22 protein-coding genes are annotated in these 18,958 nt (G+C 57.4%); 8 read left to right on the forward strand and 14 right to left on the reverse strand.

All coding sequences use genetic code 11. The features are described from left to right. Positions 1-52 precede the first annotated feature (52 nt). Complete coding sequence (gene grxD / locus ACP3TY_RS02970; protein ID WP_007916674.1) at positions 53-394, forward strand: Grx4 family monothiol glutaredoxin; 342 nt, start codon at positions 53-55, stop codon at positions 392-394. A gap of 213 nt (positions 395-607) precedes the next feature. Here grxD and bfr read toward each other — a convergent pair whose 3' ends face one another. Both bfr and ACP3TY_RS02980 read right to left on the reverse strand, forming a co-directional pair. Further along, positions 608-1,081, reverse strand: coding sequence for a bacterioferritin (gene bfr / locus ACP3TY_RS02975; RefSeq protein WP_426619219.1), 474 nt, complete (start codon positions 1,079-1,081; stop codon positions 608-610). A gap of 200 nt (positions 1,082-1,281) precedes the next feature. Further along, positions 1,282-1,500: a bacterioferritin-associated ferredoxin gene (locus tag ACP3TY_RS02980; protein ID WP_426619220.1), complete on the reverse strand. Its 219-nt coding sequence runs from the start codon at positions 1,498-1,500 to the stop codon at positions 1,282-1,284. 314 nt (positions 1,501-1,814) lie between these two features. Here ACP3TY_RS02980 and ACP3TY_RS02985 point away from each other — a divergent pair, with 314 nt between their 5' ends. The 3 genes from ACP3TY_RS02985 (at position 1,815) to ACP3TY_RS02995 (ending at position 3,522) form a co-directional block, all read left to right on the forward strand. Further along, complete coding sequence (locus ACP3TY_RS02985; protein ID WP_003227723.1) at positions 1,815-2,417, forward strand: peroxiredoxin; 603 nt, start codon at positions 1,815-1,817, stop codon at positions 2,415-2,417. Between the two features lie 217 nt (positions 2,418-2,634). Then, a complete protein-coding gene (locus ACP3TY_RS02990) occupies positions 2,635-3,105 on the forward strand; it encodes a Panacea domain-containing protein (RefSeq protein ID WP_007916669.1) in 471 nt (156 codons plus the stop codon). Positions 3,106-3,108: 3 nt separating this feature from the next. After that, a complete protein-coding gene (locus tag ACP3TY_RS02995) occupies positions 3,109-3,522 on the forward strand; it encodes a hypothetical protein (RefSeq protein WP_426619221.1) in 414 nt (137 codons plus the stop codon). A 57-nt stretch (positions 3,523-3,579) separates the two neighbouring features. Here ACP3TY_RS02995 and rnt read toward each other — a convergent pair whose 3' ends face one another. Both rnt and pyrC read right to left on the reverse strand, forming a co-directional pair. After that, the gene (gene rnt, locus ACP3TY_RS03000) at positions 3,580-4,257 is read right to left on the reverse strand and encodes a ribonuclease T (protein WP_007916667.1); all 678 of its coding nucleotides are present in this window, start codon (positions 4,255-4,257) and stop codon (positions 3,580-3,582) included. After that, positions 4,254-5,300 (reverse strand): dihydroorotase, encoded by a 1,047-nt coding sequence (pyrC, locus tag ACP3TY_RS03005; RefSeq protein ID WP_426619222.1) that lies wholly within the window; start codon positions 5,298-5,300, stop codon positions 4,254-4,256. The genes rnt and pyrC overlap by 4 nt, the downstream gene beginning before the upstream one ends. Before the next feature lie 160 nt (positions 5,301-5,460). Between pyrC and ACP3TY_RS03010 the strand changes: the two genes are divergently transcribed. After that, a complete protein-coding gene (locus tag ACP3TY_RS03010; protein ID WP_282355510.1) occupies positions 5,461-6,369 on the forward strand; it encodes a flagellar protein MotY in 909 nt (302 codons plus the stop codon). Between the two features lie 129 nt (positions 6,370-6,498). After that, positions 6,499-7,716: an argininosuccinate synthase gene (locus tag ACP3TY_RS03015; RefSeq protein ID WP_053123414.1), complete on the forward strand. Its 1,218-nt coding sequence runs from the start codon at positions 6,499-6,501 to the stop codon at positions 7,714-7,716. 113 nt (positions 7,717-7,829) lie between these two features. On the opposite strand, the gene ACP3TY_RS03020 is transcribed toward ACP3TY_RS03015, so the two are convergent. After that, positions 7,830-8,474, reverse strand: a complete 645-nt coding sequence (locus tag ACP3TY_RS03020; protein WP_426619223.1) for a hypothetical protein — start codon at positions 8,472-8,474, stop codon at positions 7,830-7,832. Positions 8,475-8,948: 474 nt separating this feature from the next. On the opposite strand from ACP3TY_RS03020, the gene ACP3TY_RS03025 reads away from it, so the two are divergent. Then, entirely contained in the window at positions 8,949-9,575 is a 627-nt protein-coding gene (locus tag ACP3TY_RS03025; RefSeq protein ID WP_053123410.1) for a response regulator transcription factor, read from the forward strand. Between the two features lie 88 nt (positions 9,576-9,663). Here the strand turns inward: ACP3TY_RS03025 and ACP3TY_RS03030 are convergent, their stop codons facing one another. From ACP3TY_RS03030 to metG, 8 genes are all read right to left on the reverse strand, one after another. Next, complete coding sequence (locus ACP3TY_RS03030; RefSeq protein WP_212546280.1) at positions 9,664-9,846, reverse strand: PA3496 family putative envelope integrity protein; 183 nt, start codon at positions 9,844-9,846, stop codon at positions 9,664-9,666. 107 nt (positions 9,847-9,953) lie between these two features. After that, the gene (gene nth, locus ACP3TY_RS03035) at positions 9,954-10,592 is read right to left on the reverse strand and encodes an endonuclease III (RefSeq protein ID WP_053123406.1); all 639 of its coding nucleotides are present in this window, start codon (positions 10,590-10,592) and stop codon (positions 9,954-9,956) included. After that, positions 10,589-11,158 (reverse strand): Rnf-Nqr domain containing protein, encoded by a 570-nt coding sequence (locus tag ACP3TY_RS03040; protein ID WP_426619224.1) that lies wholly within the window; start codon positions 11,156-11,158, stop codon positions 10,589-10,591. Before ACP3TY_RS03040 ends, nth begins: the two co-directional genes overlap by 4 nt. Further along, on the reverse strand, positions 11,155-11,760 hold the full coding sequence (locus ACP3TY_RS03045) for an RnfABCDGE type electron transport complex subunit G (protein ID WP_212546277.1): 606 nt from the start codon (positions 11,758-11,760) through the stop codon (positions 11,155-11,157). Before ACP3TY_RS03045 ends, ACP3TY_RS03040 begins: the two co-directional genes overlap by 4 nt. Beyond that, entirely contained in the window at positions 11,757-12,740 is a 984-nt protein-coding gene (locus tag ACP3TY_RS03050) for an RnfABCDGE type electron transport complex subunit D (protein ID WP_426619225.1), read from the reverse strand. The genes ACP3TY_RS03045 and ACP3TY_RS03050 overlap by 4 nt, the downstream gene beginning before the upstream one ends. Then, positions 12,727-13,932, reverse strand: a complete 1,206-nt coding sequence (rsxB, locus tag ACP3TY_RS03055) for an electron transport complex subunit RsxB (RefSeq protein ID WP_426619226.1) — start codon at positions 13,930-13,932, stop codon at positions 12,727-12,729. The genes ACP3TY_RS03050 and rsxB overlap by 14 nt, the downstream gene beginning before the upstream one ends. Continuing rightward, on the reverse strand, positions 13,929-14,498 hold the full coding sequence (locus tag ACP3TY_RS03060; protein ID WP_426619227.1) for an electron transport complex protein RnfA: 570 nt from the start codon (positions 14,496-14,498) through the stop codon (positions 13,929-13,931). The genes rsxB and ACP3TY_RS03060 overlap by 4 nt, the downstream gene beginning before the upstream one ends. A gap of 114 nt (positions 14,499-14,612) precedes the next feature. After that, positions 14,613-16,664 carry a methionine--tRNA ligase gene (metG, locus tag ACP3TY_RS03065; RefSeq protein ID WP_426619228.1) on the reverse strand — a complete coding sequence of 684 codons (2,052 nt, stop codon included), beginning with the start codon at positions 16,662-16,664 and terminating at the stop codon, positions 14,613-14,615. A gap of 225 nt (positions 16,665-16,889) precedes the next feature. On the opposite strand from metG, the gene apbC reads away from it, so the two are divergent. Beyond that, positions 16,890-17,984 carry an iron-sulfur cluster carrier protein ApbC gene (gene apbC, locus ACP3TY_RS03070; RefSeq protein ID WP_212546272.1) on the forward strand — a complete coding sequence of 365 codons (1,095 nt, stop codon included), beginning with the start codon at positions 16,890-16,892 and terminating at the stop codon, positions 17,982-17,984. A gap of 130 nt (positions 17,985-18,114) precedes the next feature. Here the strand turns inward: apbC and ACP3TY_RS03075 are convergent, their stop codons facing one another. Then, a complete protein-coding gene (locus ACP3TY_RS03075) occupies positions 18,115-18,873 on the reverse strand; it encodes an SDR family oxidoreductase (RefSeq protein ID WP_053123391.1) in 759 nt (252 codons plus the stop codon). Between the last annotated feature and the right edge of the window lie 85 nt (positions 18,874-18,958).

Genomic DNA, 18,958 nt, shown 5'->3' on the forward strand with positions numbered 1-18,958 from the left:
CAATGCGTCACCGTGCCGACCCGTGAGTCGGAAAGTTCAGCCGAGGTGCTCCATGGATATCATCGAAACGATTAAAGAGCAGATTGCCAACAACACCATTCTGCTTTACATGAAAGGCTCGCCGAATGCCCCACAGTGTGGCTTCTCCGCGAAAGCAGCGCAGGCTGTCATGGCGTGTGGCGAAAAGTTTGCGTACGTGGACATCCTGCAGAACCCGGAAATCCGCGCCAACCTGCCTAAGTACGCCAACTGGCCGACTTTCCCACAACTGTGGGTTGGCGGTGAGCTGGTCGGCGGTAGCGACATCATGACCGAGATGGCTGCAGACGGTTCGCTGCAAACCACCATCAAGTCGGCTGTTGAAGCGGCTGCGGCTAACAAGTCCGAAGCCTGATGCTTTTGTTGTAGGAGCAAAGCTTGCTCGCGAAAAACGATAACGCGGTGTGTCTGTAGCACCGCGGCGCTTTCTTCGCTGGCGAGCCATGCTCCTACAGAAAAGCCAATAAAAAGCCCCGCACCTCGAAAGAGGGCGGGGCTTTTTAGTGCGTCCGAAAAGTTATTGCGAGTTGCCGGTGCAATCTAAAAAGATCGCAGCCTGCGGCAGCTCCTACTCTTCGCCCATCTGCGATTGCAGATAGTTCTCAAGACCGACTTTGCCGATAAGACCCAGTTGGGTTTCCAGCCAGTCGATGTGTTCTTCTTCGGATTCGAGAATGTCTTCCAGCAGTTCACGGCTGCCGAAGTCACCGACGGTTTCGCAATGTGCGATCGCGGTTTTCAGGTCAGCGTGGCCGGTCTTCTCGATGCGCAGGTCGCACTCCAGCATTTCCTGGGTGTGCTCGCCGATGTGCAGCTTGCCCAGATCCTGCACGTTCGGCAGGCCTTCGAGGAACAGGATGCGCTTGATCAGCTTGTCCGCGTGCTTCATTTCATCGATGGATTCTTTGTATTCGTGCTTGCCGAGCTTGTTCAGACCCCAATCTTCATACATGCGCGCATGCAGGAAGTACTGATTGATCGCGACCAGCTCATTGGCAAGGATCTTGTTGAGATGCTGGATGACTGTAATGTCGCCTTTCATGATCGGAGTCCTGCCCTGTATTCGCTGTATATACGGCAGAGTTTGAGCTTCGTATTTATAAGTGTCAAACCTAAGTTATTGAATAATATATGAAAATTAATCGGAATAAGAATGTTTGTGTTCCGCGTCTGGAGCCTAAGCAATTGATTTACAGGCATAAAAAACCGGACATAAGTCCGGTTCTTTGAAATGGGGTGTTATTACGCGGCAGTAAATTCTACCGGATAGGGGATCGCGGCCTGGGCGGTTTGCAGCTTGGTCAGGGTTTCGCGAACGACTTCCTTGGCAAGGCAGGCACATTTGCCGCATTGGTTGGCGACGCCGGTGGCCTGACGAACTTCTTTATAGCTGCAGCAACCTTCATAGATCGCTTCGCGGATCTGTCCGTCGGTGACGCCAGTGCAGAGACAAACATACATAAGTGAGAACCGTCGCTGGTTGTGACTCAATTGCGATGGATCTTAATGTTAACGAGAATGATTGTCAAAGTGCTTTCCGACCGCTTCAGCGAATTAACAGCTACGACTGACGAACGGTGTTTGCTGGCTATTTGCCTGGCCCTGTAAATGCAGCACGGTTCTGCGCCTGCTTTAAAAAACCGTTAAGGACAGGCCAAATTCGCAGTGTATGATGGTCGGCCCTTGCGAAGGGGGTTCGTGTCACAGGGCTGTCGTCTGAGGATGGCAGGCTGGCGCAAACCCTGAACTTCAAGTTTCTACACCAGGAGATATCAATGAGCGTACTCGTAGGCAAACAAGCCCCTGACTTCACCGTCCCGGCCGTACTCGGCAATGGCGAGATCGTTGACAGCTTCACCCTGTCCTCGGCCATCAAAGGCAAATACGGCCTGGTGTTCTTCTACCCACTGGACTTCACCTTCGTCTGCCCGTCCGAGCTGATCGCTCTGGACAACCGCATGGCTGACTTCAAGGCCCGCAACGTTGAAGTGATCGCTGTGTCGATCGACTCGCACTTCACTCACAACGCATGGCGCAACACTCCAGTGAACAATGGCGGCATCGGCCAGGTGAAATACACCATGGCTGCCGACATGAAGCACGACATCGCTAAAGCCTACGACGTTGAGTCGGAAGGCGGCGTAGCGTTCCGTGGCGCGTTCCTGATCGACGACAAAGGCGTTGTCCGCTCGCAGATCATCAACGACCTGCCGCTGGGCCGTAACATGGAAGAGCTGATCCGTCTGGTCGACGCTCTGCAATTCCACGAAGAGCACGGCGAAGTTTGCCCTGCCAACTGGAAAAAAGGCGACAAAGGCATGAACGCTTCGCCAGAAGGCGTTGCGGCATACCTGACCGAGAACGCTGCTGCCCTGTAAGGCGCAACGTCGAGGTACAAAAAACCGGCCCAAGTGGCCGGTTTTTTTATGCTCGGGATTGTGAGCAGCAATCTCTCGGCATTATTTGTTTCAAATGCCCGGGAAAAAATACTGGATGACTGAACAGTGGTTAGATAGGGTGATGGTCGAGCGATAACGGGTGAAGAGGGCGATTGCCCTGGCCTGAATCGCGCCTCACTTCAGTAAGGACGGTGCAATGGATTGCATGATGCAGAAGGGGATTCAAATGCCGAGTAGCTTGGACGTTGCGGATTATTTCCTCTGCCTGGAAGGGCATGAGGGCGAGATCTCCAATCTCAAGATTCAAAAAATGGTTTATTACGCGCAAGGGTTCAGTCTGGCAGTCCATGGCGAGGCTCTCTTCCCTGAAAAGCTGGAAGCGTGGATGCACGGGCCAGTGGTTCCGGATCTGTATCGAAGATTCAGCCAATTTGGATCGAGCGCCATTCCTCCTCCAAGTGATTTCAATCCCGATGTTTTCAGTACCAAACAACAAACTCTGCTCAACGAAGTGTTCGACGTTTATGGCCAATTCTCGGCGTGGAAACTGCGTCAGTTGACGCATGAAGAGGCTCCATGGCGTAGAAACTTCAAGGAAGGGGAGTTCAGCCGAGAAATTCCCGCCTGCGAGATGCAGGAGTATTTCCGGGAGCATTTGGTGAACTGAAAAATGGCCAAGTTCAAGCGCAGGGAACGCGATGCGGCGGTGATAGTAACGGTACGGACGTCCACAATCGAAATGGACTCATCGGAAGCCCGACCTCCGGTTTTCTCATTTGAGTATTTGCAGAATGGCTGGTGCATTCAGGACTGTGAGGCCGTCGAACGGTCGAAAATGCTTGAGCGTCTCAGGATCCTGGGAAAGATGCCTTGGAGAGAATTGCGCAAGGAGCATAGGCATCGGTATGGATGTGAAACAATTGAGAGAAACAGCCTGAAAGTGGGGATACCTGCTTTTTTAACAGGTGATGTCAGGTTGTTGGTGTTTCGGGCTTTCGAGCGTGTAGCGATGGTGGGTTACAAGAACCATCGGGTGTTTTACGTCGTGTGGATTGATCGAGAATTTAAGCTCTATAAGCATTAACAAAAAAACCGGCCCTAGTGGCCGGTTTTTTTATGCGCGGGATTTACTCATTGAGGATCAGTCGTCGAAATCTTCCCAGCCGCCCATCTGTTTCCAGCGGTTGACGATGCCGCAGAACAGCTCAGCGGTTTTCTCGGTGTCGTAACGCGCGGAGTGCGCTTCACGGCCGTCGAAGTCGATGTCGGCTGCCTGACAGGCTTTCGCCAGTACGGTTTGACCGTAGGCCAGACCGGCCAGTGTCGCGGTGTCGAAGCTGGAAAACGGGTGGAACGGGTTGCGCTTCATGTCCAGACGCGCGACGGCGGCGTTGAGGAAGCCGAGGTCGAAGCTGCTGTTGTGGCCGACCAGAATCGCGCGCTTGCAGCCGTTGGCCTTCAGCGCTTTGCGGATGCCACGGAAGATGTCGGTCAGCGCGGTTTCTTCGCTGACGGCCATGCGCAGTGGGTGATCGAGTTTGATCCCGGTGAACTCCAGCGCCGCCGCTTCGATGTTGGCGCCTTCGAACGGCTCAACGCGGAAGAAGTAGGTGTGATCCGGGTAAACAAAGCCCTTTTCATCCATGGCGATGGTGGTCGCAGCAATTTCCAGCAACGCGTCGGTGGCCGAGTTGAAGCCACCGGTTTCTACGTCGACGACAACCGGCAGGTAGCCGCGAAAACGTGCTGCCATCGGGTGACGGGAACCGCCGCCGCCACTTTGACCGTCCAGTTCGTCGTCGAAATGGTCTTCACTCACGCGTGTTCCTCCAGCAGGCGCCAGCGCAGTTTTTCACCGGCGCGCAGCGGGATAACGGTCAGCTCGCCGAAGGGCAGGCTGGTCGGGGCGGTCCATTCTTCACGAACCAGGGTGATGCGATCAGTGTTCGCCGGCAGGCCGTAGAAGCGCGGGCCGTTGAGGCTGGCGAAAGCTTCGAGTTTGTCCAGCGCGTTACGCTGTTCGAAGGCTTCGGCGTACATTTCGATGGCGGCGTACGCGGTGTAGCAGCCGGCGCAGCCGCAAGCGGCTTCTTTGGCGTGCTGGGCGTGCGGTGCCGAATCGGTGCCGAGGAAGAACTTCGCGCTGCCGCTGGTGGCGGCGTCGAGCAGAGCTTCCTGATGGGTATTGCGCTTGAGAATCGGCAGGCAGTAGAAGTGCGGCCGAATCCCGCCCATCAGCATGTGGTTGCGGTTGTACAGCAGGTGGTGCGCGGTGATGGTCGCGCCAACGTTGGCCGAAGCCTCGTTGACGAACTGCACGGCGTCGGCGGTAGTGATGTGTTCAAACACCACTTTCAGTGTCGGGAAACGCTCGACCACGCGGCGCATGTGCTCATCGATGAAGATCTTTTCGCGATCGAACACATCGACGTCGCCACGGGTGACTTCACCGTGGATCAGCAGCGGCATGCCGACTTCGGCCATGGCCTCGATTGCCGGCAGAATCTTGTCGATGCTGGTCACGCCGGAGTCGGAGTTGGTGGTTGCGCCGGCCGGGTACAGCTTGGCGGCGTAGACAAAACCACTGGCCTTGGCTTCACGAATTTCTTCGGGCTGGGTGCGGTCGGTGAGGTACAGCACCATCAGCGGCTCAAAGCGACTGCCGGCCGGGCGGGCAGCGAGAATCCGCTGGCGATAGCCGTCGGCTTCAGCGGCGTTGCGCACCGGAGGTACCAGGTTGGGCATGATGATCGCGCGGCCAAAAGTGCGCGCAACATCGGCAACGGTATTGGTCAACACGGCACCATCGCGAAGATGAATGTGCCAGTCGTCGGGACGCAGCAGGGTCAGGCGGTCGGACATGAGGGGATTCCAGGCGGGTCAAACTGAGGCGAATGCTACCGGAAAAGACTCTTGCAGGCACTCGCTATCAAGTTTTGCGGGAACCTTCCGATATCCCGTAGGTATGCCGTAAACATCGTGTGAATCGGTCTTTGTGTTTCAGAAGCCAATGGAGCCTCCCGTGCGCCAGCGTTATTTAGCCTTGCTCAGTGTGTTTGCCAGCCTCCCCGCGATGGCGCTCACGTACCAGACACGTCTGGAGAACATTGAGTGGACGGTCGCCGGCGACAAGTTCGAATGCCGCCTGACACAGCCGATTACAGATTTCGGCTCGGGTGAGTTCGTGCGCAAGGCCGGCGAGCAGGCGATATTCCGCTTGAACGCCTACAACGCCATGCTGGGCGGTGGTTCGGCGACGTTGCTCGCAGCGGCGGCGCCATGGCAGCCGGGACGCGCTGACATTAATCTGGGCAGCGTCAGAATCGGCAGCGGCAATGTCTTGTTCAACAGTTCGCAGTCTCAGGCTGGCGGTTTGATCAGCGGTCTGCTGGACGGTCGCAGTCCGGTCGTGCGTCGCGCGTCGGGTGATGGTCGGGTCTCGGAAGTGCGCCTGTTGCCAGTCAAATTCAGCAAAGCGTTTAACGACTATCAAACCTGCGTGGCGAAATTGTTGCCGCAGAATTTCGATCAGGTTAAACAGTCGCAAATCGGTTTTCCCGGCGAAGGCACCGATCTCGACGCCGCCGCCAAAGCCAAACTCGCGGTCATGTTGGAATATATGAAGGCTGACCCGACGGTGAATCACATTGAGCTCGACGGCCACTCGGACAACAGCGGCAACCGTCTGACCAACCGTGAACTGTCGCGCCGCCGGGCGCTGGCTGTGGTCGACTACTTCAAGGCCAATGGCATTCAAGAGTCGCAGATCACCGTGCGTTTCCACGGTGAGCAGTATCCGGTGGTGCCCAACACCAGTGCGGCGAACCGGGCGAAGAACCGCCGGGTCAATGTGCACCTTGCGCGGGTTACGCCAGTCGCGGCTCCGGCGCCGCAAGCGAGTACACCCGCGAGCACTGCAGCAACTTCCTGACCCGCCGGTCATCGTCGCGCTCTCGACAGATTCTGTCGCTTTGTCGTCTTAAGCTGTCGCGCCTCTGTAAATTATTGCGTTTGGGCGGTAGACTCCTCGGCTTTCCGTAGAACCCCGTGGAGTGATGGCATGGCGGACGTAAACAAGGTCGTTCTGGCGTATTCCGGCGGCCTGGACACTTCGGTGATCCTCAAGTGGCTGCAGGATACTTATAACTGTGAAGTGGTGACTTTCACCGCTGATCTCGGTCAAGGCGAAGAGGTCGAGCCGGCCCGCGCCAAGGCTCAGGCCATGGGCGTCAAAGAAATCTACATCGACGATCTGCGCGAAGAATTCGTGCGTGATTTCGTGTTCCCGATGTTCCGCGCCAACACCGTTTACGAAGGTGAGTACCTGCTGGGTACCTCCATCGCACGTCCGCTGATCGCCAAACGTCTGATCGAAATCGCCAACGAAACCGGCGCTGACGCCATTTCCCATGGCGCCACCGGCAAGGGCAACGACCAGGTACGTTTCGAGCTGGGTGCCTACGCACTCAAGCCGGGCGTAAAAGTGATTGCCCCTTGGCGTGAGTGGGATCTGCTGTCCCGCGAGAAGCTGATGGACTACGCCGAGAAGCACGCGATCCCGATCGAGCGTCACGGCAAGAAGAAATCCCCGTACTCGATGGACGCCAACCTGCTGCACATCTCCTATGAAGGCGGCGTGCTGGAAGACACTTGGACCGAGCACGAAGAAGACATGTGGAAATGGACCGTCTCCCCGGAGAACGCTCCCGACAAACCACAGTACCTTGAACTGACTTACCGTAACGGCGACATCGTTGCGCTGGACGGCGTCGAAATGACCCCGGCCACTGTTCTGGCAACGCTGAACAAGATCGGCGGCGAGCACGGCATCGGTCGTCTCGACATCGTTGAAAACCGTTACGTCGGCATGAAGTCCCGTGGCTGCTACGAAACCCCGGGCGGCACCATCATGCTGCGCGCTCACCGCGCCATCGAATCGATCACCCTGGATCGCGAAGTCGCTCACCTCAAAGACGAGTTGATGCCGAAGTACGCCAGCCTGATCTACACCGGTTACTGGTGGAGCCCTGAGCGTCTGATGCTGCAACAGATGATCGACGCTTCGCAGGTCAACGTGAACGGTGTTGTGCGTCTGAAGTTGTACAAAGGCAACGTGATCGTTACTGGCCGCAAGTCCGACGATTCGCTGTTCGATGCCAACATCGCAACCTTCGAAGAAGACGGCGGTGCTTACAACCAGGCCGACGCGGCGGGCTTCATCAAGCTCAACGCGCTGCGCATGCGTATTGCTGCCAACAAGGGCCGCAAACTGTTCTAAGCCCCTCGGGCCTGGAATGAAAGGGCAGCCTTGTCATCGCGACAAGGCTGCCACTGTCCAAATCCTTCCTGATTTTTGCGTTATCTGTGTTCTTCACGATATTCGCCCGCCTTTTAATCCCCTCTCAAAATTGTCGTGATCTGCTGGCTGACGTTGTAGGCGATATAGACCGTGTTTGTTGTGCCTTTTTTCGTCTGTTTGCCGGGGCTGAGCGCGATTTGCTTGAGCAGTGCGTCTGACACCGGATCAGTCAGAAACACCATGAACCTTACCGATGGCCTGCTGGTGACTGTGAGACTTGCCTGCAACTGATCGAATTGCGCCTTGCTGTTCATCGGTCGTACATCAATAACCCGCAGCGCGTTCATGGGTTTGGGTAGCTGCACGTTATGTTCGATCCACGGGGGGGGCGCCCAGCCGCTGCCAGTGGGGGGATCGGCCACGTTGCCCGGGCACTCGGACGTCTTCGAAAGAGGATCGTGTTGATGGTCGCTGGATTTGAGCTCTTCAAAGGCTTTCAGAAAGTTATCGTCCTCGGCGAAGTCAGAAGGTGCGTAGAGCGATCGGTAGTTGAAGTTCAAGGTAATAAAAAACAGGAATAACAAATAGAACGGAAAGCTGATTAGAAACCATATGTAGATTTCACGTTCATTGTTATCCAGAAAGGGCAGTGATACCGCTGCGGAAGTTTCTGAAATGAACGCGAATATCGCGATAACAGTCATTGGGTTGGTGATTTTCTTTTTAAAGTTCCGCATGGCATTGGCTCTATAGATGTTGGAGTCGCTGATTTGATTAAGTGTTTGATTGAAGTCTTTGGGGTTTAATGTTTATATTAAAAATTGCCTTGTGGGTAGAAGTGTCTTGTTTCAGATTTTTTGCAAAGCGAAGTTAGTTGCCGATATTCTCTGAGGCGCGAGAGCAAGCAGCTTTTCAGAGCTGTATCCGCATGCCCAATGGCTTGGACGGCGGCGTATTCTTCGGGCGGGCAACGGGCCTGTATGAGGGTTTTGTACTAAAAATATCAGCGGGTTAAACCGTGCCTGGATGCAGCGAGGAATGCACGTACAGCCCATTCGATAGCGGCAAGTGTATTTCTTGTAGGAATAATCCTCATTGGTTGTAGGGAATGTCTTGCGCTGCAAGTACAAGAGAACTGCGCTGTGCCACGAGTGAATTGACTAGGCTATTGTGCGGGCTCTAAAAATCGAACAGCGAAATTGGACCTGCCCATGAATAAAGTGCTGATCGTGGATGATCACCCCGTCATTCGTCTTGCGGTACGTATGCTGATGGAGCGTCATGGCTACGAAGTGATTGCTGAAACCGATAATGGTGTCGATGCATTGCAACTGGCGCGCGAACAAATGCCGGATATCGTGATTCTGGATATTGGAATACCGAAACTGGACGGCCTGGAAGTTATTGCGCGCTTGAGTTCGGTGGCCATGCCGATGAAAGTTCTGGTGCTGACTTCACAGGCCCCCGGACACTTCTCCATGCGTTGCATGCAGTCGGGCGCGGCGGGTTATGTGTGTAAACAACAGGATCTGACGGAGTTGCTCAGCGCCATAAAAGCCGTACTCTCCGGTTACAGTTATTTTCCGAATCAAGCGCTGCATACCGTGCGTACCAGTCTGGGCAATGCCAGTGAAGCCGATATGGTCGATCGCCTTTCCGGACGAGAGATGATGGTGTTGCAACAGTTGGCGCGGGGCAAAACCAACAAGGAGATCGCCGACGGCATGTTTTTGAGCAATAAAACGGTCAGTACGTACAAGACCCGTTTATTGCTGAAACTCAATGCTCGCTCACTGGTTGACCTCATTGAGCTGGCGCAACGCAACGGACTGGTCTGAGCATGACCAACGTTGACGTAATCATGGGCGATCGAATTCAGCGACCAGTGGAAAGTAAAAAGCCTCCGTTTCGGGAGGCTTTCAAGTGTCAGTCATCAAAATCGTACTCGGCCAATTGCTTTTGCAGTCGGCGCTCCTCCAGCAGGTTATCGATGGTGCGGCGTTTACTCAGATTGGTCTTGGCGACCTCGACTACCGGTTCGGCATCATCAGCGTCCGCGGCCACAAAATCTTCGTCAGCTTCTTCCAGTTGCTCTTTGCTGGTACTCATAGGTTAACTCCAGGCTAAGAGGGGCCTTTGGCGCTCCTTATATCGACATTCCTGCGGCGGGTAAAAAAGATTTTTTCAATCGACGAATCGATAAACCTAATAGCCAGTCAATCGTCGGACGTTTTGGCTTTGTATTCGCACAGATCTTCGATTCGACAGCTGCCACAACGCGGCTTGCGGGCCAGACACACATAGCGTCCGTGAAGAATCAGCCAGTGATGGGAGTCGAGCAGGAATTCCTTGGGCACAAACTTCATCAGCTTGTTTTCCACCTCAACCACATTTTTGCCGGGGGCGATGCCGGTGCGGTTGCTGACGCGGAAAATGTGCGTGTCGACGGCCATGGTCAATTGGCGAAATGCAGTGTTGAGCACCACGTTGGCGGTTTTACGGCCAACGCCGGGCAGGGCTTCGAGCTCTTCGCGGGTCTGCGGGACTTCACCGCCATGAAGTTCGACCAGCATGCGGCAGGTCTCGATGACGTTTTTCGCTTTGCTGTTGTAGAGGCCGATGGTCTTGATGTATTCGGACAGGCCTTCAACCCCCAAGGCATGAATGGCGGCGGGCGTATTGGCGATCGGGAACAGTTTCGCCGTGGCCTTGTTGACGCCGACGTCGGTCGACTGCGCCGAAAGAATCACCGCAATCAGCAGTTCGAAGGGCGAGGAGTAGGCCAGTTCTGTCTTCGGTTCGGGATTGTCTTCATGCAGTCGGCGAAAGATCTCAAGACGTTTTGCAGCATTCATGGGCGATGCGTTTCCTTGGAAATAGAGTTCGGGCGCGTCCACGCCTGACGGGCCGCGAGCAGCAGCCCCAATACAATAAAGGCGCCGGGCACCAGGGTTGCCAGATGCAGCCCTTCGCCGAATAAAACAAGACCTGAGCCATGCGCGGACAACCCACGGCCAAGGCTTCCCTGACCGATGAGTTCACGCAGCGCGGCGAGCACCAGCATCAAACCGCCAAACAATGCGCAAAGCTTGAAGCGCTGCGCCAGCGGTTGGCGGAAGAAGCCGTTGTGTTCAAGCACCACGCACTGCAAGGCGATCAATCCGCCATAGAGGCCGAACGACTGATGCCATGCGAGGAACCAGCGTTGCGCCAACAGATCGGCACAACTGGCCAACGTTGCAGCAAGCAACACACCGGCCAGCAAGGCACTTCCATCTGTCAGGCGCGAACGCAGTGGTGACATGCCCAAAGCATAAATGCCGACCACTGCGACGAACATCAACATCGTGCCCAACGCACCGGCCAAAGAAACGGTGGTGCCCAGCAATAGCACCAGCATCAGCGAGTTGGTCAGGCTCATGGTGCGCTCCCCAGCAATGCGCTTCGATGCTCGTCAAAGTAGCGCAATGCATCGTGGATCGCGTTGATGGCTGCGCGGGAAGTAATGGTCGCCCCAGCCATTTGGTCGAATTGCCCCTGATCTTTTTTCAATGCCCAGCCAGCGTCATTCGGTTCGCCGCGTGATTTGCCGGTGAATAACTGAAGCCAGTGGTTCGGCCAATCGCCAATGGGCCCGCCGAGCGCCGGGGTTTCGTTTTGCTTGAGGGTTTTCACGCCGAGCAATTTGCCGTTGGTATCGATGGCGATCAGCAATTCGATGGCAGCGGCGTAACCCTCGGTCTGATTGCGCAGCAACACTGCAACGGTCTGGCCATTCCTGGTTGCACGGTAACCCGCTGTAAGCGTGCTGTGGCTCAGCCCCGTATCGGTCAGCGGAAGCGGCTGTTCCAGCGGTTGGTTGTCGTAGCTGTCAGTGGGCAGCACGTCGAGCAGTTTGCGGTTGTCGGCCAAAAGTTGTTCGGCAGCAATCTGCGGTGCACTGTTGCGTTGCAGCAGATACGTCGTGCCGATGCCGACCATCGCCAACAGCAATAACGTCAATGCGCTGCCCGTGCGGTTCATGGGCTCACCTGTGGCTGACGGCTAGCGGCAAACCGTTCCAGCGCCGGCACGCAAAGGTTCATCAACAGCACGGCAAACGCGACGCCATCCGGGTAACCGCCCCACGTGCGAATCAAATAGGTCAGAAGGCCGACGCCGACGCCAAACAGCAGTCTGGCAAGCGCCGTTCTGGCACCCGAGACTGGCTCGGTGATAATGAAGAACGCACCGAGCATGGTCGCGCCGCTGAGCAGATGAAACAGCGGCGAGCCATGGGAGTCCGATCCCGATCCGTTCCAGCACAGCAGGCTGATCACAAAAAGGCTGGCGAGCATGCCGACCGGCGCGTGCCAGGCGATCACTCGCCGCTGCAGCAAAAACAGCCCGCCGGCGAGAAACGCCAGATTCACCCATTCCACACCGCGACCGCCGAAACGCCCGAACGCCGAATCACTGGCGAACAGCTCATCCATGGTCAGGCTTTTGTTGATGCGCAGACTGTCCAGTGCGGTGGCCTGTACCCAGGCATCCGGCGCCTGACCGATATTGAAAACCTGTTGAAAGCTTGTCGTCAGATCCAGGCCATGGGCGGGCCAATGAGTCATCGGCTGCGCAAACATCACCATCGCCAAAACAAAACCGAGCATCGCCGGATTGAACGGATTTTTGCCGACACCGCCGTACAAATGCTTGCCGAACAGCAAACCCGCAGCCACCGCCGTCACCGTCAGCCACCACGGGCAATAGGGCGGCAGGGCGGCAGCGAGCAATGTGGCACTGACAATCGCGCTGCCATCACTTAGCGTCGGCGGTAAGGGTTGACGGCGCAGTCGAGTAACAATCGCCTCGACGATCAACGCCGTGGTAACAGCCAGAATCAGGTTGATCAACACGCCCCAACCGTACAACCAGAACAACGCCAGCAGCCCCGGCAACAGGGCCAGCAGCACAAGCTTCATCGCTTGCTGCAGGCGCTCGTCCGGTGCCTCAAGGGGCGACATGGTCTTGCACCTGGCGCTCGGCGGTTTGCAGGCGGGCGCGGGCCTTGTCGAGGATGTCGTCGGGCGTGTCGGCGCGGCGTTCGAGTTTGTTGAGGTCGGCGCGGGCGTAGGCCAATTCGGTTTTTAACTGGCGAAGTTGGCTGTCGATCGGGCGTTTTTCGACGCGCACCAGGTCAGGCGCAGGCTGATCGCTTGTGGCTTCGGCGTCGTGCAACGCTTGTTCGGCGTCGCGCAGTGCGTGTTCCAGTGCGGCGATCTGTTCCGGTGAAGCTTCGGCGGTTTGCGCTTTTTTCAGCTCGGCGCGGCGCATCGCCAACTGGATTTTCGCGCGTTTCAGGTCGGCATCTTTCGCGGGGGCCGGTGCTGCAACTGCCGGGGCGCTGCTTTCCAGTTTCGCCAACACCTGTTCCGCCGCTTCAAATTGTTGCTGGAGCACGATCAATTGCGACTGTTGCTCGAAGGTCGGCGGATGGCCGAAAGCTTTCAGGGATTTGTGCAGTTGCGCACGGCTCATCGCCACATCGATCTTGGCTTTTTTCAGTGCCGCATCGGCGGTCGCGGTTTTCTGTGCGCGCACGCGCTCCAGCGCAGCCTGCACTGGATCCGACGCGGTCGCCTCAGGCTGAGCAGCACGTTTGGCGCGGGCTTCACGTTCGGCCTGCTTTTGCTGTTCTTCGCGCAGCAACCGGTCATTGCGGCGCTCGAATCGCAGGCGTGCGTGATCGCGTTTGGCGGCGCGCGCGCGTTGTTCTTCAAGACTGAAGGCCAAGCCGCCGACCACCGGCAACGTGCTCAAAGGCAGAGGATGCATTTCGATGCAATCCACCGGGCACGGCGCTACACACAGGTCGCAGCCGGTGCACTCATCGATGATCACCGTGTGCATCAATTTCGCCGCGCCAACGATGGCATCGATCGGGCAGGCCTGAATGCACTTGGTGCAGCCGATGCATTCAGCCTCGCGGATATAGGCGACTTGCGGCGGCGCCGAACCGCGACTGATATCGAGTTCCAGCACCGGCACTTTCAACAGCTCGGCCAACGCTGCGATGGTTTCATCGCCACCGGGCGGGCATTTGTTGATCGGCTCGCCGTCAACGATGCCTTGCGCATAGGGTTTGCATCCGGGATGGCCACACTTGCCGCATTGGGTCTGCGGCAGAAGGGCATCGATGCGTTGAATCAGACTCATGTTTTGATCAGTCCACTGAATCCGAGAAAAATCACTGCGATCAGTCCGGCGCCGATCAAGTCGATCGGCAAGCCGCGAAAGGGCAGGGGAATGTCGTTGTCGGCGGTGCGCTCACGCAAATCGCAGAACAGGCTCAGCACCAGCCAGAAACCCAGTCCGGCGCCGAGGCTCAGCGCTGTGGCGTGGAGCAGGCCTTGATCGTTTTGCGCATTGATCAAGGCCAGTCCAAGTACGCCGGCATTGCCCAACAACAGCGGCCATAACCCTTCGAAAGGCAAATTCGGCCGCCAGCGCGCCAACATTTTCAACAGCGGTGCGATCAACAAAACGCTCAACGGCACAAACACGAACAGGCGCAGCGCCTCAAGTTGCAGCGGCACCAGCAGCCAATGCCAGATCGCGTAACCGATGACGCCGACGATCAACATCAGACACAACGTCGCCAGCCCCAGCGCATGCGCCTGCCGGCGACTGCCCGCCAACAGCGGATCGACGCCCAGCGGCCAGTGCAACACGAAGTTGTTGAGCAGCGCAGCACTGATGAGCGTAAGCACAAGTTCGGTCATGGTTCTGCCAGCGAAACGGGCGGCTGTCTCTTAAGGTTAGGCATTATCCGGGCAGATATGAAAAATCCCACAGGCATGCCGGGCACGCCTGTGGGATCGATTCACCGCCGAGTGTTACTTGATGCGTTGACCCGGCTTGGCGCCGCTGTCAGGGCTCAGCAGGTAGATTTCTTCACCGCCAGGGCCGGCCGCCATGACCATGCCTTCGGAAATACCAAACTTCATTTTCCGTGGCTTGAGGTTGGCGATCATCATGGTCAGACGGCCGTCGAGCTTGGACGGATCCGGGTAGGCGCTCTTGATCCCCGAGAACACGTTGCGTTGCTCGTCACCGATATCCAGGGTCAGGCGCAGCAGCTTGTCGGCACCTTCCACGTGTTCGGCTTTAACGATCAGCGCGACGCGCAGGTCGATCGCAGCGAAAGCGTCGAAGTCGATTTCCGCCGACAGCGGATCCTTGGCCAGTTCGCCATTGCCCGCAGGGGCGGCGGCACCGGTGTCGGTCTGGCTGGCGGTCAGGTCTTCTTTCGAGGCGTCGGTCATGGCTTGGACTTTTACCGGGTCGATGCGGGTCATCAACGGCTTGAACTCGTTCAGTTGATGATTGGCCAGCAGGGTCGCGTGGTCGTTCCAGGTCAGCGGGGCGACGTTGAGGAACGCCTCGGCATCGGCAGCCAGCAGCGGCAGCACCGGTTTGAGGAAGATCACCAGTTGGCGGAACAGGTTGATGCCGGTGGCGCAGATCGCCTGGACTTCATCGTGTTTGCCTTCCTGCTTGTTCAACGACCACGGCGCCTTGTCGGCAATCCAGGCGTTGGCGCGGTCGGCCAGACCCATGATTTCACGCATGGCGCGGGCGAAATCGCGGGCTTCATAGGCGTCGGCAATGCTTGGCGCGGCGGCGAGGAAAGCCTCGGTCAGTTCTGGCGCAGCGTTGTTGTCGACCAACAGGCCGGCGTTGCCTTTTTGAATGAAACCGGCGCAACGGCTGGCGATGTTGACGACCTTGCCGACCAGGTCGGAGTTGACCTTCTGCACGAAGTCTTCGAGGTTCAGGTCGAGGTCGTCAACGCCACGACCGAGTTTGGCCGCGTAGTAATAGCGCAGGTATTCCGGCGACAGGTGATCCAGATACGTGCGGGCCTTGATGAAGGTGCCGCGCGACTTGGACATTTTCTGGCCGTTGACGGTCAGGTAGCCGTGCACGTTGATGCCGGTCGGCTTGCGGTAGCCCGCGCCTTCGAGCATGGCTGGCCAGAACAGTGCGTGGAAATTGACGATGTCCTTGCCGATGAAGTGGTACAGCTCGGCGGTGGAATCCTTGGCCCAGAACGCGTCGAAATCCAGCTCCGGCGTACGGTCGCAAAGGTTCTTGAAGCTGGCCATGTAGCCGATCGGTGCATCCAGCCACACGTAAAAGTACTTGCCTGGCTCGCCCGGAATCTCGAAACCGAAATACGGCGCATCGCGGGAGATGTCCCACTGTTGCAGGCCGGCGTCCAGCCATTCGGCGATTTTGTTGGCGACGGCGTCTTGCAGGGTGCCGCTGCGGGTCCAGGTTTGCAGCATTTCCTGGAAGTCCGGCAGTTTGAAGAAGAAGTGCTGGGAATCCTTGAGCACCGGGGTGGCGCCAGAGATCGCCGACTTCGGATCCTTCAGATCAGTCGGGGCGTAGGTCGCACCGCATTTTTCGCAGTTGTCGCCGTACTGGTCTTCGGTGCCGCATTTCGGGCAAGTGCCCTTGATGAAGCGGTCGGCCAGGAACATTTTCTTTTCCGGGTCGAAATACTGAGTGATCGAGCGTTGGGCGATGTGCCCGGCGTCACGCAGCTTCAGGTAGATCTGGCTCGACAGCTCACGGTTTTCTTCAGCGTGAGTGGAGTGGAAGTTGTCGAAATCAACCAGGAACTCGGCAAAGTCGGCGCTGTGTTCAGCCTGCACGTTGGCGATCAGTTGTTCCGGGGTGATGCCTTCCTTTTCCGCGCGCAGCATGATCGCCGAACCGTGGGCGTCGTCGGCGCAGACGTAGATGCATTGATTGCCGCGATGCTTCTGGAAGCGCACCCACATATCGGTCTGGATGTATTCCAGCATATGGCCAAGGTGAATCGAACCGTTGGCGTAGGGCAGGGCGCTGGTGACGAGGATCTTGCGTGGTTCGGACATGTGGGGCTTCGCTACTTGATGAAACGGAGGTCGGCCACTATAAAGCGCTGGCGCATATTTTTCACCCTGTGCACCTGTTTCATTGGATGAGAAACAGCAAAGATCAAAAGATCGCAGCCTTCGGCAGCTCCTACACATAATCCCCTGCAGGAGCTGCCGAAGGCTGCGATCTTTTTCAGGTACGATACCCACCATCTTTTCCCAGTCTTGTTATCGGAGTTGCCCATGAGCGCCGTCACTCGCGCAGCGGTGGAAGCCGTCCTCAGCCAATACACCGACCCTTACCTGAACCAGGATCCGGTCAGCGCCGGTTGCGTGAAGAACATCGAGATCGTCGGTGATCGCGTCAATGTGCAGCTGGAAATCGGTTACGCCGCCGGTCTGTTCAAGAGCGGCTGGGCGCAATTGCTGCAACTGGCCATCGAAAACCTCGACGGCGTGGTGATTGCCAGGGTTGAAGTCAACACGGTGATCGCCGCGCACAAGGCGCAGGCGCAGATCCCGGGCCTGGCCAACGTCAAGAACGTGGTCGCCGTGGCCTCCGGCAAGGGCGGTGTGGGCAAGTCGACCACCGCCGCCAACCTCGCGCTGGCGCTGGCCCGTGAAGGCGCCAAGGTTGGTATTCTCGACGCCGATATCTATGGCCCGAGCCAAGGCATCATGTTCGGCATCCCCGAGCGTACCCGCCCGGAGGTCAAGGATCAGAAGTGGTTCGTGCCGCTCAAGGCCCACGGTGTCGAAGTCATGTCGATGGCGTTCCTCACCGACGACAACACGCCGATGGTCTGGCGCGGCCCGATGGTTTCCGGCGCGTTGCTGCAACTGGTCACGCAAACCGCGTGGGGCGATCTGGATTATCTGGTCATCGACATGCCGCCAGGCACCGGCGATATCCAGCTGACCCTGGCGCAGAAGGTTCCGGTGGCCGGTGCCGTGATCGTCACCACGCCGCAGGATCTGGCCCTGCTTGACGCGCGCAAAGGCGTGGAAATGTTCCGCAAGGTCAACATTCCGGTGCTGGGCGTGGTGGAAAACATGGCCGTGCACATCTGCTCGAACTGCGGGCATGCCGAGCATCTGTTCGGTGAGGGCGGCGGTGAGAAACTGGCGACGCAGTACGGCGTTGAGCTACTGGCTTCGCTGCCGTTGTCGATGCTGATCCGCGAACAGGCCGATGGCGGCAAGCCAACGGTGATCGCCGAGCCGGACAGCCAGATTGCCATGGTCTACCAGGAACTGGCCCGCCACGTTGGCGCGCGGATTGTGTTGCAGGAAGCGGCATCGCCGGCGATGCCGAACATCACCATCAGCGACGATTGATACATCCGAAACATCCTGTACTTGTAGGAGCTGAGCTTGCTCGCGAAGGGGCCGTGTCAGGCAACATTAATGTTGTATGACACGGCCCCTTCGCGAGCAAGCTCGGCTCCTACAGGTTTTGCGGTGTGGGTCAGATACGCAGGCCGCCGTCCATCTCCAGAATCCGCCCGGTGTAGTAGTCGTTCTCGAAGATATACGCCGCCGAATGCGCGATCTCTTCCGGTTTGCCCATGCGTTTGAGCGGAATCCCCGAAGTCATCTTCTCCAGCGCTTCCGGCTTCATGCCCAGGGTCATCTCGGTTTCGATGAAGCCCGGCGCAATCCCCGCCACACGAATCCCGTAACGCGCCAGTTCCTTAGCCCACGTCACCGTCGCCGCTGCCACGCCAGCCTTGGCTGCGGAATAGTTGGTCTGGCCAACGTTGCCCGCCCGCGAGATCGACGAGATGTTGATGATCGCGCCGCTGTTCTTCAGCTCGACCATTTTCGCCGCCACTTCACGGGTGCAAAGGAACACGCCGGTCAGATTGACGTCGATCACGGCCTGCCACTGTGCCAGGCTCATCTTGGTCATCTCGCCGTCCTTGACCTTCAACAGCAGGCCATCACGGAGGATCCCGGCGTTGTTGATCAGGCCGTGAATTGCACCGAAGTCGGCGGCCACCTGAGCGACCATGTGCTCGACCTGTTCTTCATTGGCGACGTTGCACAGATAGCTGCGCGCCTCGACGCCCTTGGCTTTACACGCCGCGACCGCGTCGTCGAGTTTTTCCTGATTGAGGTCGACGAGCGCAAGCTTCGCGCCCTTGCCAGCAAAATACTCGGCCATGGAGCGGCCCAAACCCTGGCAACCGCCAGTGATAATGATTACTTTGTCGTTGAGTTGCATTCGCATGCCCCGATAGCAGGTCTGAGTAGTTTTTATTGTCAGCGACTCCCGATCTGCACCGGCCGTGGCTGGTTTGCACATGAGA

This window comes from Pseudomonas rustica (assembly GCF_049959085.1).
In the GTDB taxonomy this organism is placed as follows: Bacteria; Pseudomonadota; Gammaproteobacteria; order Pseudomonadales; family Pseudomonadaceae; genus Aquipseudomonas; species Aquipseudomonas rustica.

Excerpts from the sequence above, each read along its gene's own strand:
- grxD (WP_007916674.1), top strand. The coding sequence starts at position 53 with ATGGATATCATCGAAACGATTAAAGAGCAGATTGCCAACAACACCATT.
- bfr (WP_426619219.1), bottom strand. The coding sequence starts at position 1,081 with ATGAAAGGCGACATTACAGTCATCCAGCATCTCAACAAGATCCTTGCC.
- ACP3TY_RS02980 (WP_426619220.1), bottom strand. The coding sequence starts at position 1,500 with ATGTATGTTTGTCTCTGCACTGGCGTCACCGACGGACAGATCCGCGAA.
- ACP3TY_RS02985 (WP_003227723.1), top strand. The coding sequence starts at position 1,815 with ATGAGCGTACTCGTAGGCAAACAAGCCCCTGACTTCACCGTCCCGGCC.
- ACP3TY_RS02990 (WP_007916669.1), top strand. The coding sequence starts at position 2,635 with ATGGATTGCATGATGCAGAAGGGGATTCAAATGCCGAGTAGCTTGGAC.
- ACP3TY_RS02995 (WP_426619221.1), top strand. The coding sequence starts at position 3,109 with ATGGCCAAGTTCAAGCGCAGGGAACGCGATGCGGCGGTGATAGTAACG.
- pyrC (WP_426619222.1), bottom strand. The coding sequence starts at position 5,300 with ATGTCCGACCGCCTGACCCTGCTGCGTCCCGACGACTGGCACATTCAT.
- ACP3TY_RS03015 (WP_053123414.1), top strand. The coding sequence starts at position 6,499 with ATGGCGGACGTAAACAAGGTCGTTCTGGCGTATTCCGGCGGCCTGGAC.
- ACP3TY_RS03020 (WP_426619223.1), bottom strand. The coding sequence starts at position 8,474 with ATGCGGAACTTTAAAAAGAAAATCACCAACCCAATGACTGTTATCGCG.
- ACP3TY_RS03025 (WP_053123410.1), top strand. The coding sequence starts at position 8,949 with ATGAATAAAGTGCTGATCGTGGATGATCACCCCGTCATTCGTCTTGCG.
- ACP3TY_RS03030 (WP_212546280.1), bottom strand. The coding sequence starts at position 9,846 with ATGAGTACCAGCAAAGAGCAACTGGAAGAAGCTGACGAAGATTTTGTG.
- nth (WP_053123406.1), bottom strand. The coding sequence starts at position 10,592 with ATGAATGCTGCAAAACGTCTTGAGATCTTTCGCCGACTGCATGAAGAC.
- ACP3TY_RS03040 (WP_426619224.1), bottom strand. The coding sequence starts at position 11,158 with ATGAGCCTGACCAACTCGCTGATGCTGGTGCTATTGCTGGGCACCACC.
- ACP3TY_RS03045 (WP_212546277.1), bottom strand. The coding sequence starts at position 11,760 with ATGAACCGCACGGGCAGCGCATTGACGTTATTGCTGTTGGCGATGGTC.
- ACP3TY_RS03050 (WP_426619225.1), bottom strand. The coding sequence starts at position 12,740 with ATGTCGCCCCTTGAGGCACCGGACGAGCGCCTGCAGCAAGCGATGAAG.
- rsxB (WP_426619226.1), bottom strand. The coding sequence starts at position 13,932 with ATGAGTCTGATTCAACGCATCGATGCCCTTCTGCCGCAGACCCAATGC.
- ACP3TY_RS03060 (WP_426619227.1), bottom strand. The coding sequence starts at position 14,498 with ATGACCGAACTTGTGCTTACGCTCATCAGTGCTGCGCTGCTCAACAAC.
- metG (WP_426619228.1), bottom strand. The coding sequence starts at position 16,664 with ATGTCCGAACCACGCAAGATCCTCGTCACCAGCGCCCTGCCCTACGCC.
- apbC (WP_212546272.1), top strand. The coding sequence starts at position 16,890 with ATGAGCGCCGTCACTCGCGCAGCGGTGGAAGCCGTCCTCAGCCAATAC.
- ACP3TY_RS03075 (WP_053123391.1), bottom strand. The coding sequence starts at position 18,873 with ATGCAACTCAACGACAAAGTAATCATTATCACTGGCGGTTGCCAGGGT.